The 20,985-nt window shown below is 41.8% G+C and carries 15 protein-coding genes and 1 tRNA gene; 2 read left to right on the top strand and 14 right to left on the bottom strand.

The annotated features are described in order from the left end of the window. Positions 1-9 precede the first annotated feature (9 nt). The 3 genes from AAHJ11_RS11090 to AAHJ11_RS11100 form a co-directional block, all read right to left on the bottom strand. Positions 10-3,609, bottom strand: a complete 3,600-nt coding sequence (locus AAHJ11_RS11090) for a SusC/RagA family TonB-linked outer membrane protein (RefSeq protein WP_148364716.1) — start codon at positions 3,607-3,609, stop codon at positions 10-12. A gap of 19 nt (positions 3,610-3,628) precedes the next feature. Next, positions 3,629-4,693: a FecR family protein gene (locus AAHJ11_RS11095; RefSeq protein WP_413579528.1), complete on the bottom strand. Its 1,065-nt coding sequence runs from the start codon at positions 4,691-4,693 to the stop codon at positions 3,629-3,631. A gap of 66 nt (positions 4,694-4,759) precedes the next feature. Further along, entirely contained in the window at positions 4,760-5,263 is a 504-nt protein-coding gene (locus AAHJ11_RS11100; protein ID WP_148364714.1) for an RNA polymerase sigma factor, read from the bottom strand. Positions 5,264-5,754: 491 nt separating this feature from the next. Between AAHJ11_RS11100 and AAHJ11_RS11105 the strand changes: the two genes are divergently transcribed. Further along, positions 5,755-7,575: a PAS domain-containing sensor histidine kinase gene (locus AAHJ11_RS11105; protein WP_195649526.1), complete on the top strand. Its 1,821-nt coding sequence runs from the start codon at positions 5,755-5,757 to the stop codon at positions 7,573-7,575. A 40-nt stretch (positions 7,576-7,615) separates the two neighbouring features. Here AAHJ11_RS11105 and AAHJ11_RS11110 read toward each other — a convergent pair whose 3' ends face one another. From AAHJ11_RS11110 to AAHJ11_RS11150, 9 genes are all read right to left on the bottom strand, one after another. Further along, positions 7,616-9,070 carry an ATP-binding cassette domain-containing protein gene (locus AAHJ11_RS11110; RefSeq protein WP_148364713.1) on the bottom strand — a complete coding sequence of 485 codons (1,455 nt, stop codon included), beginning with the start codon at positions 9,068-9,070 and terminating at the stop codon, positions 7,616-7,618. A gap of 107 nt (positions 9,071-9,177) precedes the next feature. After that, positions 9,178-11,316 (bottom strand): alpha-glucuronidase, encoded by a 2,139-nt coding sequence (locus AAHJ11_RS11115; protein WP_320974945.1) that lies wholly within the window; start codon positions 11,314-11,316, stop codon positions 9,178-9,180. A gap of 37 nt (positions 11,317-11,353) precedes the next feature. Continuing rightward, on the bottom strand, positions 11,354-12,331 hold the full coding sequence (locus AAHJ11_RS11120) for a glycoside hydrolase family 43 protein (RefSeq protein ID WP_148364711.1): 978 nt from the start codon (positions 12,329-12,331) through the stop codon (positions 11,354-11,356). A gap of 27 nt (positions 12,332-12,358) precedes the next feature. Then, positions 12,359-13,489, bottom strand: a complete 1,131-nt coding sequence (locus tag AAHJ11_RS11125; protein WP_148364710.1) for an endo-1,4-beta-xylanase — start codon at positions 13,487-13,489, stop codon at positions 12,359-12,361. 38 nt (positions 13,490-13,527) lie between these two features. Further along, the gene (locus AAHJ11_RS11130) at positions 13,528-14,943 is read right to left on the bottom strand and encodes an MFS transporter (RefSeq protein ID WP_320979109.1); all 1,416 of its coding nucleotides are present in this window, start codon (positions 14,941-14,943) and stop codon (positions 13,528-13,530) included. A 22-nt stretch (positions 14,944-14,965) separates the two neighbouring features. Next, positions 14,966-16,618, bottom strand: coding sequence for a sialate O-acetylesterase (locus AAHJ11_RS11135; protein WP_413579531.1), 1,653 nt, complete (start codon positions 16,616-16,618; stop codon positions 14,966-14,968). Between the two features lie 382 nt (positions 16,619-17,000). Then, on the bottom strand, positions 17,001-19,007 hold the full coding sequence (gene pulA / locus AAHJ11_RS11140) for a type I pullulanase (RefSeq protein ID WP_320982721.1): 2,007 nt from the start codon (positions 19,005-19,007) through the stop codon (positions 17,001-17,003). Positions 19,008-19,054: 47 nt separating this feature from the next. Next, the gene (gene ruvC, locus AAHJ11_RS11145) at positions 19,055-19,621 is read right to left on the bottom strand and encodes a crossover junction endodeoxyribonuclease RuvC (protein ID WP_004300848.1); all 567 of its coding nucleotides are present in this window, start codon (positions 19,619-19,621) and stop codon (positions 19,055-19,057) included. Further along, positions 19,618-19,920, bottom strand: a complete 303-nt coding sequence (locus tag AAHJ11_RS11150; RefSeq protein WP_148364706.1) for a DUF4286 family protein — start codon at positions 19,918-19,920, stop codon at positions 19,618-19,620. The genes ruvC and AAHJ11_RS11150 overlap by 4 nt, the downstream gene beginning before the upstream one ends. 116 nt (positions 19,921-20,036) lie before the next feature. On the opposite strand from AAHJ11_RS11150, the gene AAHJ11_RS11155 reads away from it, so the two are divergent. Next, positions 20,037-20,113 (top strand) — tRNA-Ala (locus AAHJ11_RS11155). A 100-nt stretch (positions 20,114-20,213) separates the two neighbouring features. On the opposite strand, the gene AAHJ11_RS11160 is transcribed toward AAHJ11_RS11155, so the two are convergent. After that, entirely contained in the window at positions 20,214-20,534 is a 321-nt protein-coding gene (locus AAHJ11_RS11160) for a HigA family addiction module antitoxin (protein ID WP_320974941.1), read from the bottom strand. Positions 20,535-20,539: 5 nt separating this feature from the next. Then, complete coding sequence (locus AAHJ11_RS11165) at positions 20,540-20,860, bottom strand: type II toxin-antitoxin system RelE/ParE family toxin (protein WP_148364704.1); 321 nt, start codon at positions 20,858-20,860, stop codon at positions 20,540-20,542. Between the last annotated feature and the right edge of the window lie 125 nt (positions 20,861-20,985).

The following is a 20,985-nucleotide window of genomic DNA, read 5'->3' on the forward strand; positions in this document are numbered from 1 at the left end:
TTTTAATAATTAGAAACTTGTTGATAATCCAATAGAGTAAGTCTTGGGCGAGGCCATGCCACGAGTACCTCCGTTTAGATCGTAGCTCTCCGGGTCTATATCATTTCCTGCCTTACACCAAGTAAAAAGATTGTTCACCTGCAACTTCACCTTCAACGAACTAAGCCGGAGTTGACGGCAAATATCAGACGGCAAATTATATCCCAAGCTCAGGCTACGTAATTTCACATAGCCGGCATCTTTCACATTGATGTCACCATACTGCCACCAATCCTGAAAAGTCCCCGCATAAGTTTTCACTTTTGTAGGCATATCAATATACATACGTACATCTCCATTCGGGTCATCAGCACTCCAACGATTAGTAATATCTTTCAATGTCTGACTTCCCACCTGATCATTCATATCCACTACACTATTACGTAATTTATTACCACCTGCATATACAAGGAAAGCATTCAGATCAATTCCTTTATAGCTTAGTCTGAAAGTCAGTGCTCCATTGAACTTAGGCGTCAGTGAACCAAGATTTACCAGATCATCTGTACCTTTAAGGGATGATCCGGTAGTGATGTTAGCCACCGTTCCATCTTCATTAAATGTTACAAGATCATTTCCGTCCTTATCCACCGCTACCGGATATCCATTCTCAATACGATCGATGCGGTAAGCCCAAAGCGTATTATGACTGGTTCCCTCCATAAAGTAGTTCAGCGGACTCTTGATAAAGCTTGTCGATGTATCCGAATCGCTATGATCCACTTTTATCATTTTATTTTTGTTATGAGCAAAGTTGAAATCAATGGCAAAGTTCCAGTCTTTCTTCCTGATAATATTGGTTGTAAGTGATAACTCAATACCCCGGTTACGCATTTTACCATTGTTCACGACACGTGATTTAGCTCCCAAAGTGGGATCCATGTATCGACGTACAAGCAAATCTGACGCAGAACGGTTATAATATTCCAAGCTACCGGCAATCACATTATTGAAAAGACGGAAATCCATTCCCACATTATAAGTAGCAGTTTTTTCCCAACGAAGTTTAGGATTCGGAAGATCATTATCTTCATAAGTCAGATAATTCGTCTTAATCGGATTACTCTGAGTTTTTTGCTTTACCACAAAATAGGTAGTCGAACTTTGATCTACATTACCATTAATACCATATGTCATACGTAATTTCAAGAAATCAAGCCAAAAAAATTCTTTCATAAATGACTCGCCCGACACAACCCAAGAAGCACCGACCGACCACAGAGGGTGACGTTGGTTACGAATATCAAGTCCGAACAAGTCTGCCTGATCCCAGCGAATACTTCCGGAGACATTGTAACGTGACAGATACGAATAACCCGCATTAGCATAAAAAGACGCATAACGATGGCGTGATTCCTGTAATGTAGCCGACAAACCTGTTAACTTAATAGTATTACCGGAAAGAGCACTTGTCCCTATTCCATCGCGATATGCCTGCCAATCTATTATATCGGAAGTTAACGTTTGGGGATCGTAACCATACATTAGCTGTCTAGTTAATTTAGGAATTTTATTTTCCCGAAATTCCAATCCGGCGATAGCTGTTACAGAATGATCCTTCCAATTTTTATCAAAATCTATCTGGTTACGGACCGTATAACGGTTACTGCCCACTTCACTTTGATAGAATCGTCCACCTTTCGGCATACCCGAGTTCCCATCCGTATCAATCATGGAATTGTGCGTCATACGCATCAAATAAGAATCTTCTGCATCATACACCTCACTTTTATTATTGTTCCATTCATATTGATACATAAAATTGTATTTGAACATCTTCAAGAAACGAGCCTGCAAGCTGACAAACGGACGTATACTAACATCATGCGATTTTGTACCACTTTCACCTAAGGCATCAAGCACATTGAAGCCAAATGATTTATAAGGTGAAACACCTTCCGCCTGACTTACCACTCCCCCATTGTAAGAGCCACCTGAATATCCGCTTACATTTACATAAGGAGAATTGTAATGCCCGCCATCGTCATCCAGTATTCTTTCATAACGTTGTTGTAAGGTATAACCGGTAAATAGACTATTAGGCGTGTCACTACGTCCCAAGCGGGCATCCACTCCGGCATTCACATTCAGCCAGCTGGTGATAGCATAGTTCGACTTGTAGTACAAAGAAAATCTATTACTTTTGTCATTTATAGTTCGCCCTTTATCATTTTCATAATTAAAAGAAAGGAAGTGATTACTGTCCCCTACTTTTTGAGAAACAGTCATATTATAACGTTGCGTCACAGCTGCACGCCAAGCATTATCACGATACTCTTTATAATAATCGTTATTACGCCACTGATTCAGTGTAGTTTCTACTTCACTGTTACTTACCATTCCATTCTCCCTATCTAAATAAAGCTGGAATAATGGATAATAGTAACCTGATTTATAAGTGGATAGAAAACTGGAAGCACTGCCGGATTCAGCAACATTAGCATCAAATACCGCAGTCTGATAATCAATAATATCACTCGTAGACGCCAGATTCAAACTATTGAAATTAGGTTTGCTAGTAATAAACCAGTCTGCATTGATACTAACATGTGCTCCTTCTTCTTTAGCCTGCTTGGTTGTTACCACGATAACTCCGTTTGCAGCCAAAGCACCATAAATACTGGCTGCCGCTGCATCCTTCAAGACAGTCACGCTCTCTACATTATAAGGATTTATCTCACTTAAAGTTAAGTTTGTCGGCATATCATCTACAACAATCAACGGGTCTGTCCCCACATCATTCGAGAATGTGCCTACACCACGAAGGATGGGACTCATATCACCGTTATTCGGATTTATATTCATACGCAAACCAGCCACTTGCCCCTCCAGAGAAGAAGTCAGGTCCGTATGCATCTGTCTTGTCAGCTGTTCGGAATCCACAAAGCCGAAAGCAGCGGTAGAACGCTCCCGACTAATACGCTGATAACCGGTCACTACAACATCTCCCAATTGTTGTTTGTCTTCATGCATAATCACATTGACATGGGTACGTCCTTTAATAGAAACTTTTTCTGTCTGCATACCGACAAAAGAGACCTCCAAAGTGTGAGTTTCCTCCAGCACCTTACAGGTAAAATTTCCTTCGACATCGGCAATGGCTCCAAACGGACTATTGATTCCCCGGATATTTGCACCTGGTAACGGGATGCCTTTTTCATCTACCACCCGCCCCTCTACACTTCTAGTTTTTCGTACAACGCCAGTGGAAGTGGTTTTCACTTTACGGATAGTAATGAAATGCTGGTTCACCTCATATTCAAAAGGTTTTCCCTCCAGAATTTTCTGAAGTGCAGACAAAGGTGCCTGCTGGCGTATACTGACACTTACCCGGTACGGACCGACATCTTCACTAGGGAAATTCACCTTATAACCGGACACATTACTGAACTGCTTCAAAGCCTCTCCCAACGATACCTCTTTCAGTTCCAAAGAAATTAGTTTGTTGTCCGTACTTTGTGCCCATCCATGCAAGGCAGTTACAAACATCAGCAATAAAAAGGCGGTTTTCATCCACACGATCCTTCTCGTTGCCTTTTTGTAAGACAATGTAAATTGTTGCTTTTTCATAAGAGTTGTATTTGTAAAGTTATATATGTTTAATCGTGATCGTCTCGTCTTGATAATCCACACGTACTTTTTCCAGTTTATTCAGAAGTTCCAAAGCTTCTTCCAAGCGGGCATCACGGTTAGCCCAGAAGTTTAATCGGATATGGTATAGTTCCGCTTGTTCGAAATCAATATTCACGTTATACCATCTGCCTAAAGAACTCATGATGTCTTTCAGTGATGCATCTTCAAAATAGAACATTCCCTCAGTCCAAGCTGTATAAGTCGCAATATTCACACGTGATATATTTTCTTCTCCGTTTTCCGTATAAGTGAGATCCTGACCAGGCTGGAGTATAACGGATTGATGACTGGTCATATTCGTAACCTCCACCTTTCCTTGTACCAAGGTCACGTGCCGGTCTTCCGTTTTATATGAACGTATATTGAATTTAGTACCCAATACCGTAGTTTCCATCCCATCGGTACTTACAATAAACGGACATTTTTCATTCTTCGCAACCTCGAAACAGGCTTCCCCTTTCAATTCCACACGCCGTTCCTTACCATTAAAAGCCACAGGATAACGCAAGCTACTTTCAGCATTAATCCAGACTTTAGTACCATCCGACAACACCAATAGAAAGCTCTTCCCGCGTGGAGTAGTCAAAGTCTGACAACATATTGTGTCCGAAGTTAATGCTCCCACTTCTTTAAGATTCATCACACTATCTTCCAGCAGTTGTTCACTATGACCATCCGTTTGCAACATCACATGTTCTCCATCAGTGATTGCATCAAAGAGCCGTATGGGTTGTTCCATTTGCCGGGAAGTAGTCGGAAATAACGAAGGAATCAGAAAAACCAGCACTAATACGGCAGCCGCAGTAAAAGCCGCTGCCCCTATATACATTCTTGACCTGACTCTACGTTTCCGTTCCAGATTCTCACGTATCACAGCTTCCTTACAAGCCATTAATTCCAAGAAAAGTTCTTTATTACCAGATATATTTATCCACTGAAGGAATTCATCAGTTTCCCTTAATTGTGGATGTTGTATGGCACGAAGTGCATAATCTAAATTTTTATCTGAATGGTCTATCATAGTGTCAATAGTTTCATTAAACACGTAGAGGTTACTGAAACTGATGACACCCCGATAGGATTTTTTTTAAAAAAAGATGGTTAATTGTTTTCGGAGTATCTTTAAAGCTCTGGCAATGTGCGTTCTAACGGTATTATCACTAATACGTAACTTTTCACTGATTTCCGCACATTTCTTTTCATTTAAGAAAAACTCTTCCACTACGGTTCGCATTTGTGGAGCCATCTGGCGAATACTCTCCTGCATCCGGTTTATCTTATCTTCATACTCACGGTATTCTTTCACAGTCCAGCCACTGTAAAGTTCTTCCAGATACCTTTCCGCATTTTTATACACCACGTTCTGATGACGTATTTGGTCAATACAACGATTTCGCACCATGACGAAGAATAACGGCAGCAGATCCTCTTCCGTTGTCAACCGTTCGCTGCTCTCAAGCACCGAACAAAAGACATCGTTCACCACATCTTTTGCACTTTCCTCATCATTCAGCAGATTATATGCATGAATATAGAGTTTTTGCCAATGTTCCCTGTATATAACAGTTATAGCATTTTGACTATCATTCATGTATTTCCTGTTACTTTTTGCATTTTATAGAGCGCAAAGATAACCAATTAGAGCAAAAAACATTCTATTTATTAAAAAAGATTATAATTCATATAAATGCATTTGTTGTTATAGACATATTCTATTCCCATCGTCTGGCTCTTAATATTTTGACACCTTGTTTCTCCCCAGAAAGATACGATTCACAACTATATCCGACCGTTCCCATTCATCTGGATGTTGATTTAATCTTCGCTTTATCTTTACGCTTACAGAATGCTTCGATTATTTTTTTTACACGAAGATAATTTATTGATATTCTGTTCATATATGCCCGTTTTCTTTGTAGTACAGACTTTCCTTATGATACAATCATACTATCTTTTACTTTTTTAAGGTGGAATTCAACAAAAATGATTATTTTTACGAGCAAATTATTGTCTAACTCTTGATAATACAGACATATCTTGAAAATAAACGAACAAAACGAAAGTGAATTCCTACAAAAGCTTATGAACAAAGCGAATATAGGATGGTGGGAAGCTGACTTAAAAGCAAAGACTTACAAGTGTTCGGAACTTATCTCCCAACTACTCGGAATAGGAGAAGACGGGCTCATCAGTTTCGAAGATTTCAACAAGCGTATTCTAAAAGAAGACCAGGGATACGCCACTTTTCCGTCTTTTGACAAATTGCAACAGACTGTAGAAGAAATATACTTGTTTGATACTCCCAAAGGCCATGTATGGATTCGCAGCAAGGCATGCTTTCAGGAAACAGACGAAAACGGTAACACCAAAGTATATGGAATTGCCGAAACACAAGAGGGAATTCATATAGCCTCTGCACATCAGGCTCTACAAAATAGCGAGCGGATCCTGCATAATATTTATAAGAATCTTCCGGTCGGCATCGAATTATATGATAAGGACGGTCAAATGGTCGACCTGAATAAAAAAGATATGGAAATGTTCCGTATTTCCAATAAAGAAGATATTCTGGGAGTCAACATTTTCGAGAATCCTATATTGCCGGAGGAAATAAAACAAAAGATTAGAGACAATGAGAACGCAGATTTTACATTCCGGTATGACTTTTCCAAAATCAACAAATATTATCAGCCTGACAGTACAACCGGTTTCATTGACTTAACAACGAAAGTAACCACTCTATACGATCACAACCACGCACCTATCAACTACCTCTTAATAAATGTAGACAAGACCGAAGATACAATTGCCTATAATAAGATTCAGGAATTCGAGAGTTTTTTCGATCTGGTGGGAGATTATGCAAAAGTAGGTTACGCACACTTCGATGCTTTGAGTCGGGACGGGTATGCTTTGAGAAGCTGGTACATGAATGTAGGTGAAGAAGAGGGTACCCCATTGCCGGAAATCATCGGTATTCATTCCCATTTCCATCCGGAAGATCGGGCTGTGATGATCGACTTCCTGGATAAAGTGATAAAAGGAGAAAGTTCCAAGCTATCCCGCGATGTCCGCATCCGCAGAGCAGATGGAAATTACACTTGGACACGGGTTAACGTATTAGTCAGGAATTATCAGCCGCAGGATAATATCATCGAAATGCTGTGCATCAACTTTGATATTACCGAACTGAAAGAGACAGAGCGGATGCTGATTGGCGCCAAAGAGAAAGCTGAAGAAGCCGACCGGCTAAAATCTGCTTTTCTTGCGAATATGAGTCATGAGATACGTACTCCACTCAATGCGATAGTAGGCTTTTCCAGTCTGCTTGAGGAAGCGGAGGATGCAGAAGAAAAACATCTGTATATAACAATTATTGAAGAGAATAACAAGCTCTTGTTACAACTGATCTCGGATATTCTTGACTTGTCAAAGATCGAGGCCGGGACTTTCGACATTATCCCGGAACAAGTGGATGCACAACAACTTTGCAACGAACTGCTACAGGCTATGCAGGTAAAGGCTACTGAACAAGTAGAGATTCTTTTAGCACCGGAACTTCCCGAACTTACTTTTACCAGCGACAAAAACAGGTTGTATCAGGTATTGCTGAACTTTATAACGAATGCTCTGAAATTTACTTCCAAGGGTAGTATTGTCATTGATTACCAAATCAACGGAAATGAAGTCAGATTCTCGGTTCAGGATACGGGAATGGGCATCGAACCGGAAAAACAGGAAGCTATCTTCACCCGATTCGTGAAATTGAATAATTTCATTGCCGGCACAGGATTGGGACTTTCCATCTGTCAGAGTATCGTCACACAGCTGGGTGGCAAAATCGGAGTGGAATCGAAACCGGGAGAAGGGTCCTGTTTCTGGTTTACGCATCCGCTCAACTAAAACCTGATTTCAAAGAAAAATAAATATCAGAAAACAATGTTTACCGGTTTCTCTTTAAGAAAATACGGTCTGTTATAGTGTTGGGAAGTTCCGATTCATAATGTGTCACCATAATCATCGTCTTATCTTTGCGTCGGCAGAAAGCCTCGATCACTTTCTTTACCCGGCGACGATTATAGGTATCCAAGCCATGAAGCGGTTCATCCAGAATCAGCAGTTCCGGGTCTTTGACGAAAGCTCTTGCCAGCAAGGCCAAACGTTGTTCTCCACTGGATAGTTGCAGGAATGGTTTATCTTTCAAATTTGCAATGCCGAATATATCCATCCACCACTCACAGATAGCCATCTGTTCCGGTTGAGGACGTTTATACAGACCGATACTGTCATGCAAACCACTGGCTACAATCTCAATAGCGGGCAGATTTTTAAGATAAGCACGGTGCATCTCCGGACTTACGTAACCGATATGTTTCTTGATTTCCCAAATACTTTCTCCCGTCCCTCTTTTCCGTCCGAAGAGACTGATGTCACAGGCATACGATTGCGGATTGTCTGCACAGACAAGGCTCAACAGAGTCGATTTCCCGGCACCGTTCTCACCACTCAACGCCCACTTCTCACCACGACGGACTGTCCAGTCCAGTTCTTTCAGAATAGTTCGGTCGCCATAACGGATACTGACCTTATTCAGTTTCACTACTTCCTCCGAATCGTAATTGTTGCCATCAGATGGCAAATCTATAATCCGTTGCTGCAAATCATCAAAAGAGGTAACCACATCTCTACTACGGAAAGCTTCGAGATAGGCTTCACGTTCCATTTTAGGAAAGACCTCCATTTTGTCCACAGGAATGACATGAGTAATGAATGACGGTATATCATCGAGCATGGAAAGCACCAGAATAATTTGTACGGACGACATTTTCGTCAGACGTTCGAGCAAAGAGAATAACAGTTCACGCGTAGGAGCATCCAGTCCGATAAACGGATTATCCATAATCAACACGCGGGGAGCAGTCAACAGGGTTTTGGTTAGCTGGAATTTACGTAATTCACCGCTGGAAAGGAGAATGATTTTCTTGTCGAGCAACGGTTCGATACGGAAGAGTTCAAACAGTTCGCATTGCAGTTGCTCGTCCTTGATTTCTCCCAACATCTCACGAACATCGGGAGCCTCATCCTGATCATGAGCATTCCAACGCTGCTGATAGTAGTAATTGGCATCGGCAGCTCCATAAGTATCGCGGAAAGCAATGTATTTCACATTATCATAAAGAGTCTGGGTGGCAGAGGGGGAAAAATCATATTGCACGGTTCCATCACGCAATGGATATTTTCCGATCAGGGTATCTATAAAAAGACTTTTACCACCACCATTGGGACCTACAATGGCTATGTGCTCATTCGCTCCGATAGTTGCCGTGATGGGTTTGGCTAAACGCACAAGCGGGTTGCGTGCTACGCCCCCCGCCATGCAGAATGTATTTTGGTTCATATTCTTTTATTCTGTTTTATTATTGCCCGCAAAGGTAACAATTTTATCATAGAAGACGCCAAATTGCAAACATATTCTTATTCGTTCCGTATAGGGAATATCTTTGTTTACTTACTAAACCCATAAGGTGGACATTCAAAATTGGTAATATCCAATTTGTATTCCATCATATCTTTCAACTCGTGTATGGGACGTTCCAATTCGTAAGGTATCGGTTGTCTGCTGAATTGCTGGAAGTAAAGCAAACAAGCATCCCGCCACCAGACAGCATCCCGTGCCTGAATCTTCAGGCGGTGTTGCACATCACGAAAACGTTCGAAATCAATATACGGTTCCATCCTGTCCCACACTTTTTGAAAGTTTCTCACTTCGTTTACACCACGATCATACGCGTAGCACAGTTCTGTCCAAAGTGTACGCCCGCTCTTCATCTGATGATTCCAAGGGACATGGTGAAACCAAAGGAGCAGATTCTCCGGACAGGTATTCACATTGTCCAGTTGCTCGCATAATGGAGAATGGTATTGTCCGGTAGCATTACTTCCTGTACTGCTGCGGTCGAAACCTATTCCCATGTTGTCGGCACGGTGGTAATAAGGAGGTAGCCAATCCGGGCGGGCATCGGGAATATCACACCAGGGTTCCGGTCCGTAATGATGTCCCCATGCAAAGATATGATGCAAGCCGAGAGGCATCATGTAGTCTACTACTGCTTCTCTCGATTTCTGAAGCACTTGGGAGTTGAGAAAGGAGAGTTCAGCGTCAATTTGCTCTTTTTGAATGACTTCTCCTGCCGGAGTATCGATTTGCGCACCGGTAACGGGAAGAAAAGTCTGTTTCAACCATTCATTTCCTATCTGTTCGGAAGAAAGCGAATGCTTCCATGCCAAGCGTCCGAAAGCATACCAGTTAGCTTGGGCAAAAGGATGTCCACACCAATTAGTATCATCACCCATGTTTGCCACTCCGGAAATAGCCGTGAGCGGATGAGGGAATAACGAACCATCCGTCACACGGGCAATGGTGGAGCCTTTGCCTTGTAGATAAGTATCACTATCTAAACATTCTTTCCACATAGGAGCAAGGAACGCAAGGTGATTGGAAAAGCCAAGATACTCTTGTGTGATTTGAAACTCGGGCATAACTGCCGTCTTCTTCATAGCTCCGAACAGCGGGCTGAATGGCTCACGGGGCTGGAAATCTATCGGACCGTTTTTGATCTGCACAATAACATTGTCCCGGAACTTACCATCCAAAGGTTCAAATTCAAGATAGGCTTGTTTGGCACGGTCGCTGTCAGTAGGAGAATAAACGAAAGCGCGCCACATCACAATACCATGATAGGGCCTCAACACATCGGCAAGCATATTGGCTCCTTCGGCATGAGTGCTTCCGTAGTCACATGGACCGGGCTGCCCTTCGGAATTCGCTTTCACCAAGAAACCTCCGAAATCGGGAATCAGAGAATAAATCTCTTTGGCTTTCTGCTTCCACCAGTCTATCACTTCTTTATTCAACGGATCGGAAGTGGACAAACCACCTAAAGCTGCGGGAGAAGAGAAATTGATAGAAAGATATATTTTCAAGCCATAAGGGCGGAAAACGTCGGCCAAGACTTTGACTTTCTGCAAATAATCATTAGATAGTATCTTAGGACTTGCATTGACATTGTTTATTACGGTGGCATTAATGCCGATAGAAGCATTGGCACGAGCGTAGGCTTCATAACGGAGAGAGACAACAGACGGAAGTTCGTCCCATTTCCAAAGTGAATGTCCGGCATATCCGCGTTCGATTGTACCATCCAAGTTATCCCAATGATTCAGGATACGAATTCGATAATCAGGTCGTTCAGAGATATTGAGGGATTGCAAAGCTGATTCCGGTAGTTGTCCGGTAGCTTGCAGACGGAGTAAATGATAAGTTCCATAAAGTACTCCTTGTTCACCGCAAGAAGCTATCGTTATTTGATTGCCACCTTTGGAGGTCTGAATCGTATATCCCTCATTTCCAAGTGCACGAAGTTCTTTATTGCTCCGAACCTCCAAAGTAACCGAGATTCCTCCCTGCCAGAAGTTCTGTAATTCGGAAACCGCAATACGTAATGTAGGTGATTGTTTCTTGCTGGTGATTTCCGCTTTCGCTCCCGATGCATAACGAAGCCACAAGGCACTTCCATCTTCTGCCCAAATAGAAGAAAAGCAAAAAAGGATAGTGAATATCAATGCAAATATATTTCTAGGCATATTTTTCAGATAGAGGCGGTTGTTTTAATGTATTCTATTATTCATCTTTTCCCTCGATAGTAATGATTCGCCCGTCTGCATCATACTGAAGTTCACAGACTTTTAGGCTACGGAGCCATGTCTTTCCCTCTGATGGCACACAATCGTGATGAAACAGATACCACTTACCTTTAAACTCTACAATAGCATGGTGAGTAGTCCATCCTACCACCGGAGTCAGAATGACTCCCTGATAAGTAAACGGCCCATAAGGGTTATCACCTATTGCATAGCAGAGCAGATGAGTATCTCCCGTAGAATAGGAGAAATAGTATTTGCCATTATATTTATGCATCCACGAAGCTTCAAAGAAACGGCGTTCCGTATCCCCTGCTGTCAACGGCTTGCCGTTTTCATCCAGAATTACCACTGCACGGGGTTCTTCGGCAAACTCCATCATATCTTCACTCAAACGAGCGACACGCGACGGGATTGCTTCCTCCTCTCCTTCCGGCAAAATAGCAGATTCCAAGGCTTTATTATTACGGTAACGTTGAAGTTGTCCACCCCACAATCCACCGAAATACATATAATAGTTACCATCTCCGTCATCCCATACAGCCGGATCGATGCTGTAACTTCCCTTCATCGGATTAGCTTCCGGTATAAAAGGACCATAAGGTTTATCACTCACAGCTACCCCGATACGAAATATATCATTCTGATCTTTCAATGGAAAATACATATAGTACTTACCATCTTTACAAACCACATCACAATCCCAAAGTTGACGGCCCGCCCAAGGAATATCCTCTGTGGAAAGCACCACTCCATGATCTTTTATTTCACCGTTCATCACATCATCCATAGAATACACGTGATAATCTTTCATATTGAAATGATCGCCATTATCATTTTCGGCAATACCACTTTCCCAATCGTGCGAGGGATAAATATACAGTTTGCCATCAAATACATGTACGGCAGGGTCAGCCATATAATCACTGGGAACTAAATATCTTTTTTCTGTTTTCATATTATTTCTATTTTTTCTGTTAGAAACTTATTTTGTTTTTTCAGCCTCTTTGATAATCAGGTCGACTACCGGCTTCGGCTGATAATTGCGATCAAAAAGTAACGGATAATCCGTGCGGCCTCTCATCGGCCAGTCATTACGCCAAGAGTTCTGATCGGCTACTCCCCAAAGAGTAACCCTGGTGATGAGGTTATGATGCTTCAGGAACAGACGGAAAAAGTCATTCATTCTTTCAGTCCATGCTTTCGATACCTCTTCCGGTAATCCATCCGGATAAGGATTCATCTCTTTTTTATATTCAAAGGAAGCGGAAACTTCTGCACCTACATTGGGATTCGGTGATGGTATCACCGTCAAATCCAGCTCTGTTATCATTATCTTTACCCCTGTTCCGGCAAAGGCCAGCATACTCTTCTCAAATTCACTGATTTTCGGGTAGTCCATGCCTATGTGTCCTTGCATACCTACGGCATCAATACGGATTCCACGTTTTTTCAAACCATTTACCATCTTCACGACTGCATCTCTTCTGCCCGGTTGAGCCATAGAGTAGTCATTGTAGTAAAGTTCGGCATCCGGATCGGCCTCGTGTGCATACTGGAAAGCCAATGGAATATATTCTTTCCCCAAAATCTCATAAAACTTTGTCTTGCGATATGCTCCATTATCTTCAATCGCTTCATTTACTACATCCCAGCCTTTGATGCGGCCTTTATAGCGTTTCACGATAGTCGTGATATGGTCTTTCATCCGCTTCTTCAGGACTTCCGGAGAAACATTGTTCCCATCCTTATCTACGCAAAACCAAGGGGCCAATTGTGAATGCCAAATCAGGCAGTGACCGATGATAGCCATTTGATTGCTCTCACCAAAACTGACAAATTCATCTGCCTGCGTAAAATTATATTTATTTTCTTTCGGATGAATGACAGAAGACTTCATGCAGTTTTCCGCCACGATGGAATTAAAATTCTTCTTTACAACTTCAACAGCTGCGACATCCTTACCGGAACTTTGATGTGTGTTCACTGACACGCCAATCAAAAACTTGTTTTTCAAAGCCTTTTTCAGCGAATTTCCATCTTTCGCAAACACTTCTCCATAAGAAAAAGAAAACATCACTGTCAATAACAACAGAATTATTCGTTTGAGTTTCATACGTTATATTTTTGAGTAATAAACATTCTACATCTTATCTATTCGCCTTTCTTACAGCGCGATTCTATCTCCTCATTAATATTGTCAATCACATTATCTTCCAGTTCATATTTAGAAATAATGAACATAGCTACCAAAAGTAACAATGCCGGAATAACGGCCACGAGCCACAGTATTCCCTGTTCGGCAAAAGGCGATTGTGACACTTCATTTGTCTGGTCGAATCCGACAAAAGCCATAACAAGTCCCGGTACAACTCCTCCAAGAGCCATTCCCGCTTTATAGAAAATACCAGTCAAAGCATTGACTATGCCCGAAATACGTTTACCATGAGTATATTCGCCATACGAAATTACTTCAGGAACCAAAGCCCACATATACCCTGTTGCAATAATGACTCCGGTAGATTTTATGAACTGCGCCACAAAGACCAGCCATATCTGTGTTTTGAGTACCGGAACCACAGAAATAATATACAGCAATGCCATACCCAATATAGCGACTGAAAGGAATACATAAAACATTTGCTTTTTTCCAATAGCACGTTTAATGGCAGGTACCATCGGCATGAAAATGAATGCGGGTATCGAGCCCAAGGCCATGAAATAAGGTAACATCTCCGGTGCATGTACATTATAAATCATATAATATGAACCGGCAGAATTACCAATGGCCATCATTGCAAAAGCAGTAATGAAAAAGAATGCCAAAATACGCAAAGGTTTATTTCTACAAAATTCTACCCACAAGTCGGACACTTTTACTTTAGAAGTCTCCTCCCGGTTCATAACTACACGCTCTTGTGTCTGGCTAAAACAAAACACCAATAATACCAATCCGATAACAGCATAAATAGTCATCGTAATAAACCATGCGTTAGCAGATGCAGTAGTATTGATTTTACCATCGGGAGACAACACCTTCACCAGTATCGGAATACCGTATGCCACGGCCAAACCGCCCAAATTGGCAAGAAACATACGCACTGACGTCAACACCGTGATTTCATTCGTATCACGGGTAAGTGACGCATTCAATGCTCCATAAGGCACATTAATCAATGTATAACACATGGATAATCCAACGTAAGTGAAATAGGCATAGAACAGTGAGCCCGAAAAGCCGTTCCAAAAACAAAGAATAGCAAAACCTGTCAGCGGAATTCCTCCCCAAATAAGGTATGAACGGTATTTGCCTAGTTTAGGATTGTGCTTATCGACGAAAGCACCCACCAGAGGATCCCAAAGCACATCCACTATCCTGACAATAAGAAACATCACGGCTGCCACTTCCGGTTTAAGTCCATATACATTGGTATAAAAAATCAGCAGATACATACATACGGTTTGGTAAATAAGGTTTTGCGCCAAATCACCGGAACCGAATCCTATACGTTGAAGCCAAGAGAGTTTATAGAAACCTTTCGCTTCATTGGTCTTTATTGTATTCTCCATAAAATAGATAAATTGGTCATTTTCAGTTTTTCGTATTCATTTCTATCAAGATAGCTGCTGCCACTCGTTTCCCTAGCGTCTTTTTATCCAATGGATGAATATCATTCCATTCTCCTAAATCACTGTTTTTAATCAGAATAACATTTTTATTTGTATCGGCTACTTCCGCCTGCGCTTTCCGGAATTCCGCCCAGGCAGCGCGTCCTCCTTTATCTGTGGGTGAAAGAAAATCCGCCAGCTCAATAATATAAAAAGACATATCCGACTTATTCCATCGTTGTCTCCAATCGGTAATCATGGCTGTCAGCAAATCTTTATACTCATTTCTGCGCGAAACATTCGATTCTCCCTGATACCAGATGACACCGGATACCGTATAGTTCAGCAAAGGAGCAATCATGGCATTATACAGTCCTGTGGGTTTATAATGGAAAGCTGTTTGTCCCGGAGCAGCGGGCATAGGAGCACCGAGGTGATATTTCCAACTCCCCTCCAGATTGATCTCCGACCCTCCTTTTTCAGGCTGCCCTTTTCCGAAAAGGATTTTATAAGGCTTTTCCTTTACAAATTGAGGACGACCGCCATAACTGAACAGGCGTATGGTTATTGTATTTTTTCCGGCTTTCAACAATCCGGCAGGAATGGTATAGATACGGGGAGGATACTGATAAGAGACAGACCCCACAAATGTGCCATTTACATAGACTGAATCTGCATCGACGATGCATCCCAAACGAAGAGTCGCTTTCTCTCCCGCCGGTTTTGCAGACACCTGAAAGTCTTTACGGAACCAGTGGGAGCCATTGATGGTATTCAGTCCGTTTGTTGCCCAGCCAGAAGCAAACAAATCCGTTTCTTTCCAATTGCTATCATCATAATCGGTAGCATACCAAGGGGTAGCCTCATGCATCCCTTTGTCTCCCTGATATAACGACACATTCCAGGCATGACTTTTCTTCCTTTCCTCTCTTTTCATCGACTCCATCAAATCGTCCGCCTCATAAATACGCTTTTCATTCAAATAAAATGGAAAAGGCTTCAACCCTTCCTCGCTGATCCACGCTTCTACTGGTGAACCTCCGACACTGGAATTTATGATTCCTACCGGAACTTTTGTTTTCTGATAGATATCTTTAGCGAAAAAATAGACCAAAGCAGAGAAAGGCATCACATTTTCAGGAGTCATTGCCTGCCAGGAAATTCCCGGAATATCTGCCTGCGGGGCATGAAAATTATAGAGGAGAGGTGTTTTTATATAGCGCACCATCGGATAGTTACTGTCCGTAGATATTTCATCGCGAAAACGATCTGTAACCCGTGAAACAGGCAATTCCATATTCGACTGTCCCGAACATACCCAAACATCACCAATAAGAATATCTTTTAATTCGATATCATTAATGGTCATCGTATAAGGTCCGCCGGCTTTCAAAACAGGCAAAGTCACTTTCCAGTTACCTTGTACATCGGCAACAGTCTTATATTTCTTTTTCAGGAAAGTTATATCAACGGTTTCATCAGGATCAGCCGTTCCCCAGATATTGACAGGTTCCCCACGCTGAAGTACCATTCCGTCGGAAACAAGAGCCGGAAGTTTAACCTTTGCTCCGCCCAACAAGGCGAAGCAAAGGAACACAACTACTAACCCTACCTTATAAAACCAATACTTATTCATTCTGTCTTTTCTTTTATATGTCTTTATTTCATGATAATTTAGCAAGAGAAGAAATCCATCGGGATTCCACTTTGCAAACTTAGGAAGTTTCTTCCCACTTACCCAGAAATTCTGATTCAAATCATTACTCGCTTGTTACATCATCGTTTACGTATGTTACAAAAACTTGTTGCGATGTTACATCCAAGCTGAAACCACCAATGAACAGGAGGAAAAAGAAAGATTTAACAAGAACGGATTACAGCAGTTATTGTTATTCATTCAATCCGTTTTCATGAATAATCATTAAGAATTGCCCCGCTAAATATTCATAAAGCAGGTAGATTTACCGAAATTGTTATTGAAATGTATACCGGAAAGATTCTCTGTCTTCAAACAAAAGTTACTTATACATGATCAATGCAGACTGTCCGGGAATAATCACTTCCGGCCCGGTTTGCGTACCTAATCCACGCACATCTATCACGCCGTCTTTGCATACCACTGTATATTTACCAACAGGCACTTCCAAACGCGCAGGAGTCATACGGGAATTAAAAGCCACGATAATATCTTCCCAACTATCTCCGTTCGCATGATCCTTCAGGCGGAATGCAATCAGGTTTTGTCCTTCCACCGGAAGAAACTCCAGATGCTTCCGGACCTTTTCCGCATCTCCCATACGGAAAGCGGGATGGGACTTACGCAAATCTATGAGTCGTTTATAATACATGAAAACATCTCCGTTCGTCGTTTTACGTCGCCAATCGATAGCATTGACTGCATCCGGACTCTTATAACTATTGTCCACTCCTTGTTTATCGCGCATCACCTCTTCTCCTGCATAGATAAAAGGAATACCTTGCGAAGTGAAGACCACCGTTTGCGCAAGCTTATCAAGCCGGACCAGTTGTTCGGGAGTAGCTCCCGGCATACTTGCTTTCAAGCGATCAACAAGGCACAAACCATCATGACAGGAAACATAGCTAATCATCTGGGTAGGCTGTTCCGCCCACGGTTTCTGACTGTAATTGACGGAATCACACCGTACTTGCGGATGCTCAATAGCACCCACAATACCGAATTTAACACTCATTTCTGCTCCGGGAACTCCGGCAAGGAAAGCACCTTTCTCTTTTTTCCATACAGGTCCGCAAAGCCCGTCACGCAATTCATCCGAGAATACGGCAATTCCGGGCATATGGGAAACATTCCCTTTCATAGCCAACGAATCTGCCGGATATTGGGGAGTGTCGGCTGCCCAACCTTCTCCATAAATACAGATGGTAGGATCAACCTTGTTCACAGCTTTCCGGATCTCATTCATGGTTTCAATATCATGTACTCCCATCAAGTCAAAGCGGAAACCGTCAATATGATATTCTTTTATCCAGTAAAGAACGGACTCTATCATGAACTTGCGCATCATAGGGCGTTCACTTGCCGTCTCATTACCGCATCCGGAACCATTTGCCAATGTCCCGTCTTCTTTCTGACGATAAAAATAACCGGGAACAGTACGTTCGAAGTTACTTTCAACAGTATTAAAAGTATGATTGTAAACCATATCCATTATCACACGGATACCAGCTCTATGCAGTGCTTGTACCATCTGTTTGAACTCTTTCACACGAGTGGCAGGTTGATAAGGATCAGTTGAATAAGAGCCATCCGGCACATTATAATTCGCCGGATCATATCCCCAGTTATAGTGGTTTTCTTCCAGTTTTGTTTCGTCGATAGAAGCATAGTCAGAGGAAGGAAGAAGATGTACATGTGTCACTCCCAGTTCTATCAAGTGATCGATACCGGTCAGTAACCGATCCGAATTCATGGTCCCGTGTTCAGTCAATGCGAGGTATTTACCTTTATTCTTAATTCCCGAAGTAGAATCAACCGAGAAGTCACGATGATGCATTTCATAGATAATCATATCAGCAGGAGATTTCAGAGAAGGACGTCTGTCACTCTCCCATCCCTCGGGATTTGTAGTCTTCCAGTCAATAATGGCGGCACGTTTCCCATTCACTCCGACAGCATGTGCATTGATTCCCGGCGTGTCTCCCTGCCATTTATCATTGATTTTTACATTGAAGGCATAGAATTTACCAAGCAGGTTCTTATCTACTGAAGTTGTCCAGGTTCCATCTTCTGTGGGCTCCATCTTTACTGTTTCATAAGCATGTCCGCCTTCACCGGCATCATATAGCATCAGGCGTACTTCTTCTGCAGTTGGTGACCAAAGATAGAATTTGGTTGCCAACGGCGTATATTCCATTTCCATAAGACTTCCCGTACGAACCGGATACAGCTCAAAAGAAGCATATTCCTTTTTCGCAGGGGAGCAGCTCATTACTGTTGTCACTGTAGTCACCCCTAATATTGCTAAATAATTACTTCCCATCTTCATTTAAACCTCCCCTAGATATTTCCTATCTATCCCTATAATCAGTCGCTTTACTTCACCTTATCCGGATTCTTCGCTATAAAATCCTTCCAGCTATTATAACCTTTTTCCATTGTCGGCCGCCCCATTTGCAGGAAATGACAATAGGCTGCTGCCAATCCGTCCGTTGCATCCATAAAAGTAGGCATATCCTCTTTGGGAAAGCGCAACATCCGCTGTAACATATCCGCCACCTGTTCCTTTGATGCCTGACCGTTTCCGGTGATAGCCATCTTTATCTTCAAAGGAGCATATTCCGTAATCGGAATGTCCCGGCTCAATGCTACTGCCATCGCTACCCCCTGTGCACGGCCCAACTTCAACATCGATTGTACATTTTTACCGAAGAAAGGAGCTTCAATAGCCAGCTCATCAGGCAGATAACTTTCAATAATGCTCAATACCCGTTCATGGATATGGCGAAGTTTCAGATAGTGGTTGGCAAATTTACGCAAGTCGATAATCCCCATCGCAATCATTTCAGGCTTGGTTCCTTTCACTCTTAGAACACCATATCCCATGATTGTCGTACCGGGATCAATCCCCAGGATTATCTTTTCTTTTACCGGTTGAATCACTCTATCACCTCCATCAGGGTCGGAAACCCGATCACTTTATCTTTAAATATTTTTGTTAGTTCATCATTCAGACGTACTCCCTGTTCCAGATGCCAACGATGCAGCAACCCGCTGCTTTCCACCTCCCATTGCAAAGAATACGCACTTCCTTCTTCCCGATGACTCAATATCCGGCAAATACGCGGTGCTTTTAAAGCACCGTGTTTCTGTATTTCAGGGATATAGCTTTCTTTTATCCAAATCATAAAATTGTCGTGAACGTCATCGTCCACTTGAAAAGTTGTATTATAAATCAGCATATCTTAATTTCATACTATTATTTACCGCAAACATAGCAATTATTTCAGAATAATGCATTATATTTGCGCCAACAAAAAAGGATTCGTTTACAAACGTTATCATATAAGATAGAAAAGGGGCGTTAGCTCATCTGGCTAGAGCGCGACACTGGCAGTGTCGAGGTGATGAGTTCGAGTCTCATACGCTCCACCAAGCAGGGAAATCAAGAAATTGGTTTCCCTTTTTTAGTTAAACTAAAGCCCGACTTCGCTTAGTCAAGCAATTGGTTATCAGATTATTTAATAAGATAAATCTATAATGCAGCCGCAATTTTTCTAATATTATTAAGTCTCTCCTTTAGCTTATCGCTATTTCTAGCCATATCCAAATTGTAATCTGTTTGAATTCTAACCAAAACATCTGCCTTGATACCCAAAGCAGCTTCCAAGACTAATGCAAATTCAGAAGTTATATTTCTTTTCCCGTTCAAGACTTCATTCAATGCACTATAAGATATATTGAACTTTTCAGCAAAATCCTTTTGCTTTATAGCCCGGTATTCCAATTCATCTTTTACCAATTCACCAGGATGATACGGAGTGAACGACTGTAAATTGTTAGCTAATTTTCCCATATCCTTTATTTATAATGATTCGTTATATCTACTATCGAACATATTTCTATTATTGATTGATCGCTTTGACTGGGTATTTCCCTAAACTCCAAACGATATTGGTCGTTTATGCGCAAAGAAGAAAGCCCCTTTTTGTCCCCCTTCAGTTTTTCATAATTCAAAGATTGGAATGTGAACAAATCCTCCATTCTGGAGATATTCATTAAGACTTTCACGCACTTCAAATATCCCTTTACGATATTGGGCTGGAACCGATGTTTTTTATCGGTCATTTTCCCCTTTTCATACAGGTCAGCTAAATAATCTTTTTCAAATTCTACATTCATAGCTATTTATTGATGCAACAAAGATACTATTTCAAATTTAAAATTCGCACATTTAGTGAATTTATTTAAGATCATATTAGAAATAAAACCGCCCATCATACGATGGGTGAAACCTGCTCTAGTTT

It is taken from the genome of Bacteroides sp. 90-K9/2 (assembly GCF_047310725.1).
Classification (GTDB): Bacteria; Bacteroidota; Bacteroidia; order Bacteroidales; family Bacteroidaceae; genus Bacteroides; species Bacteroides vicugnae.

Excerpts from the sequence above, each read along its gene's own strand:
- AAHJ11_RS11090 (WP_148364716.1), bottom strand. The coding sequence starts at position 3,609 with ATGAAAAAGCAACAATTTACATTGTCTTACAAAAAGGCAACGAGAAGG.
- AAHJ11_RS11095 (WP_413579528.1), bottom strand. The coding sequence starts at position 4,693 with ATGATAGACCATTCAGATAAAAATTTAGATTATGCACTTCGTGCCATA.
- AAHJ11_RS11100 (WP_148364714.1), bottom strand. The coding sequence starts at position 5,263 with ATGAATGATAGTCAAAATGCTATAACTGTTATATACAGGGAACATTGG.
- AAHJ11_RS11105 (WP_195649526.1), top strand. The coding sequence starts at position 5,755 with ATGAACAAAGCGAATATAGGATGGTGGGAAGCTGACTTAAAAGCAAAG.
- AAHJ11_RS11110 (WP_148364713.1), bottom strand. The coding sequence starts at position 9,070 with ATGAACCAAAATACATTCTGCATGGCGGGGGGCGTAGCACGCAACCCG.
- AAHJ11_RS11115 (WP_320974945.1), bottom strand. The coding sequence starts at position 11,316 with ATGCCTAGAAATATATTTGCATTGATATTCACTATCCTTTTTTGCTTT.
- AAHJ11_RS11120 (WP_148364711.1), bottom strand. The coding sequence starts at position 12,331 with ATGAAAACAGAAAAAAGATATTTAGTTCCCAGTGATTATATGGCTGAC.
- AAHJ11_RS11125 (WP_148364710.1), bottom strand. The coding sequence starts at position 13,489 with ATGAAACTCAAACGAATAATTCTGTTGTTATTGACAGTGATGTTTTCT.
- AAHJ11_RS11130 (WP_320979109.1), bottom strand. The coding sequence starts at position 14,943 with ATGGAGAATACAATAAAGACCAATGAAGCGAAAGGTTTCTATAAACTC.
- AAHJ11_RS11135 (WP_413579531.1), bottom strand. The coding sequence starts at position 16,618 with ATGAATAAGTATTGGTTTTATAAGGTAGGGTTAGTAGTTGTGTTCCTT.
- pulA (WP_320982721.1), bottom strand. The coding sequence starts at position 19,007 with ATGAAGATGGGAAGTAATTATTTAGCAATATTAGGGGTGACTACAGTG.
- AAHJ11_RS11150 (WP_148364706.1), bottom strand. The coding sequence starts at position 19,920 with ATGCTGATTTATAATACAACTTTTCAAGTGGACGATGACGTTCACGAC.
- AAHJ11_RS11160 (WP_320974941.1), bottom strand. The coding sequence starts at position 20,534 with ATGGGAAAATTAGCTAACAATTTACAGTCGTTCACTCCGTATCATCCT.
- AAHJ11_RS11165 (WP_148364704.1), bottom strand. The coding sequence starts at position 20,860 with ATGAATGTAGAATTTGAAAAAGATTATTTAGCTGACCTGTATGAAAAG.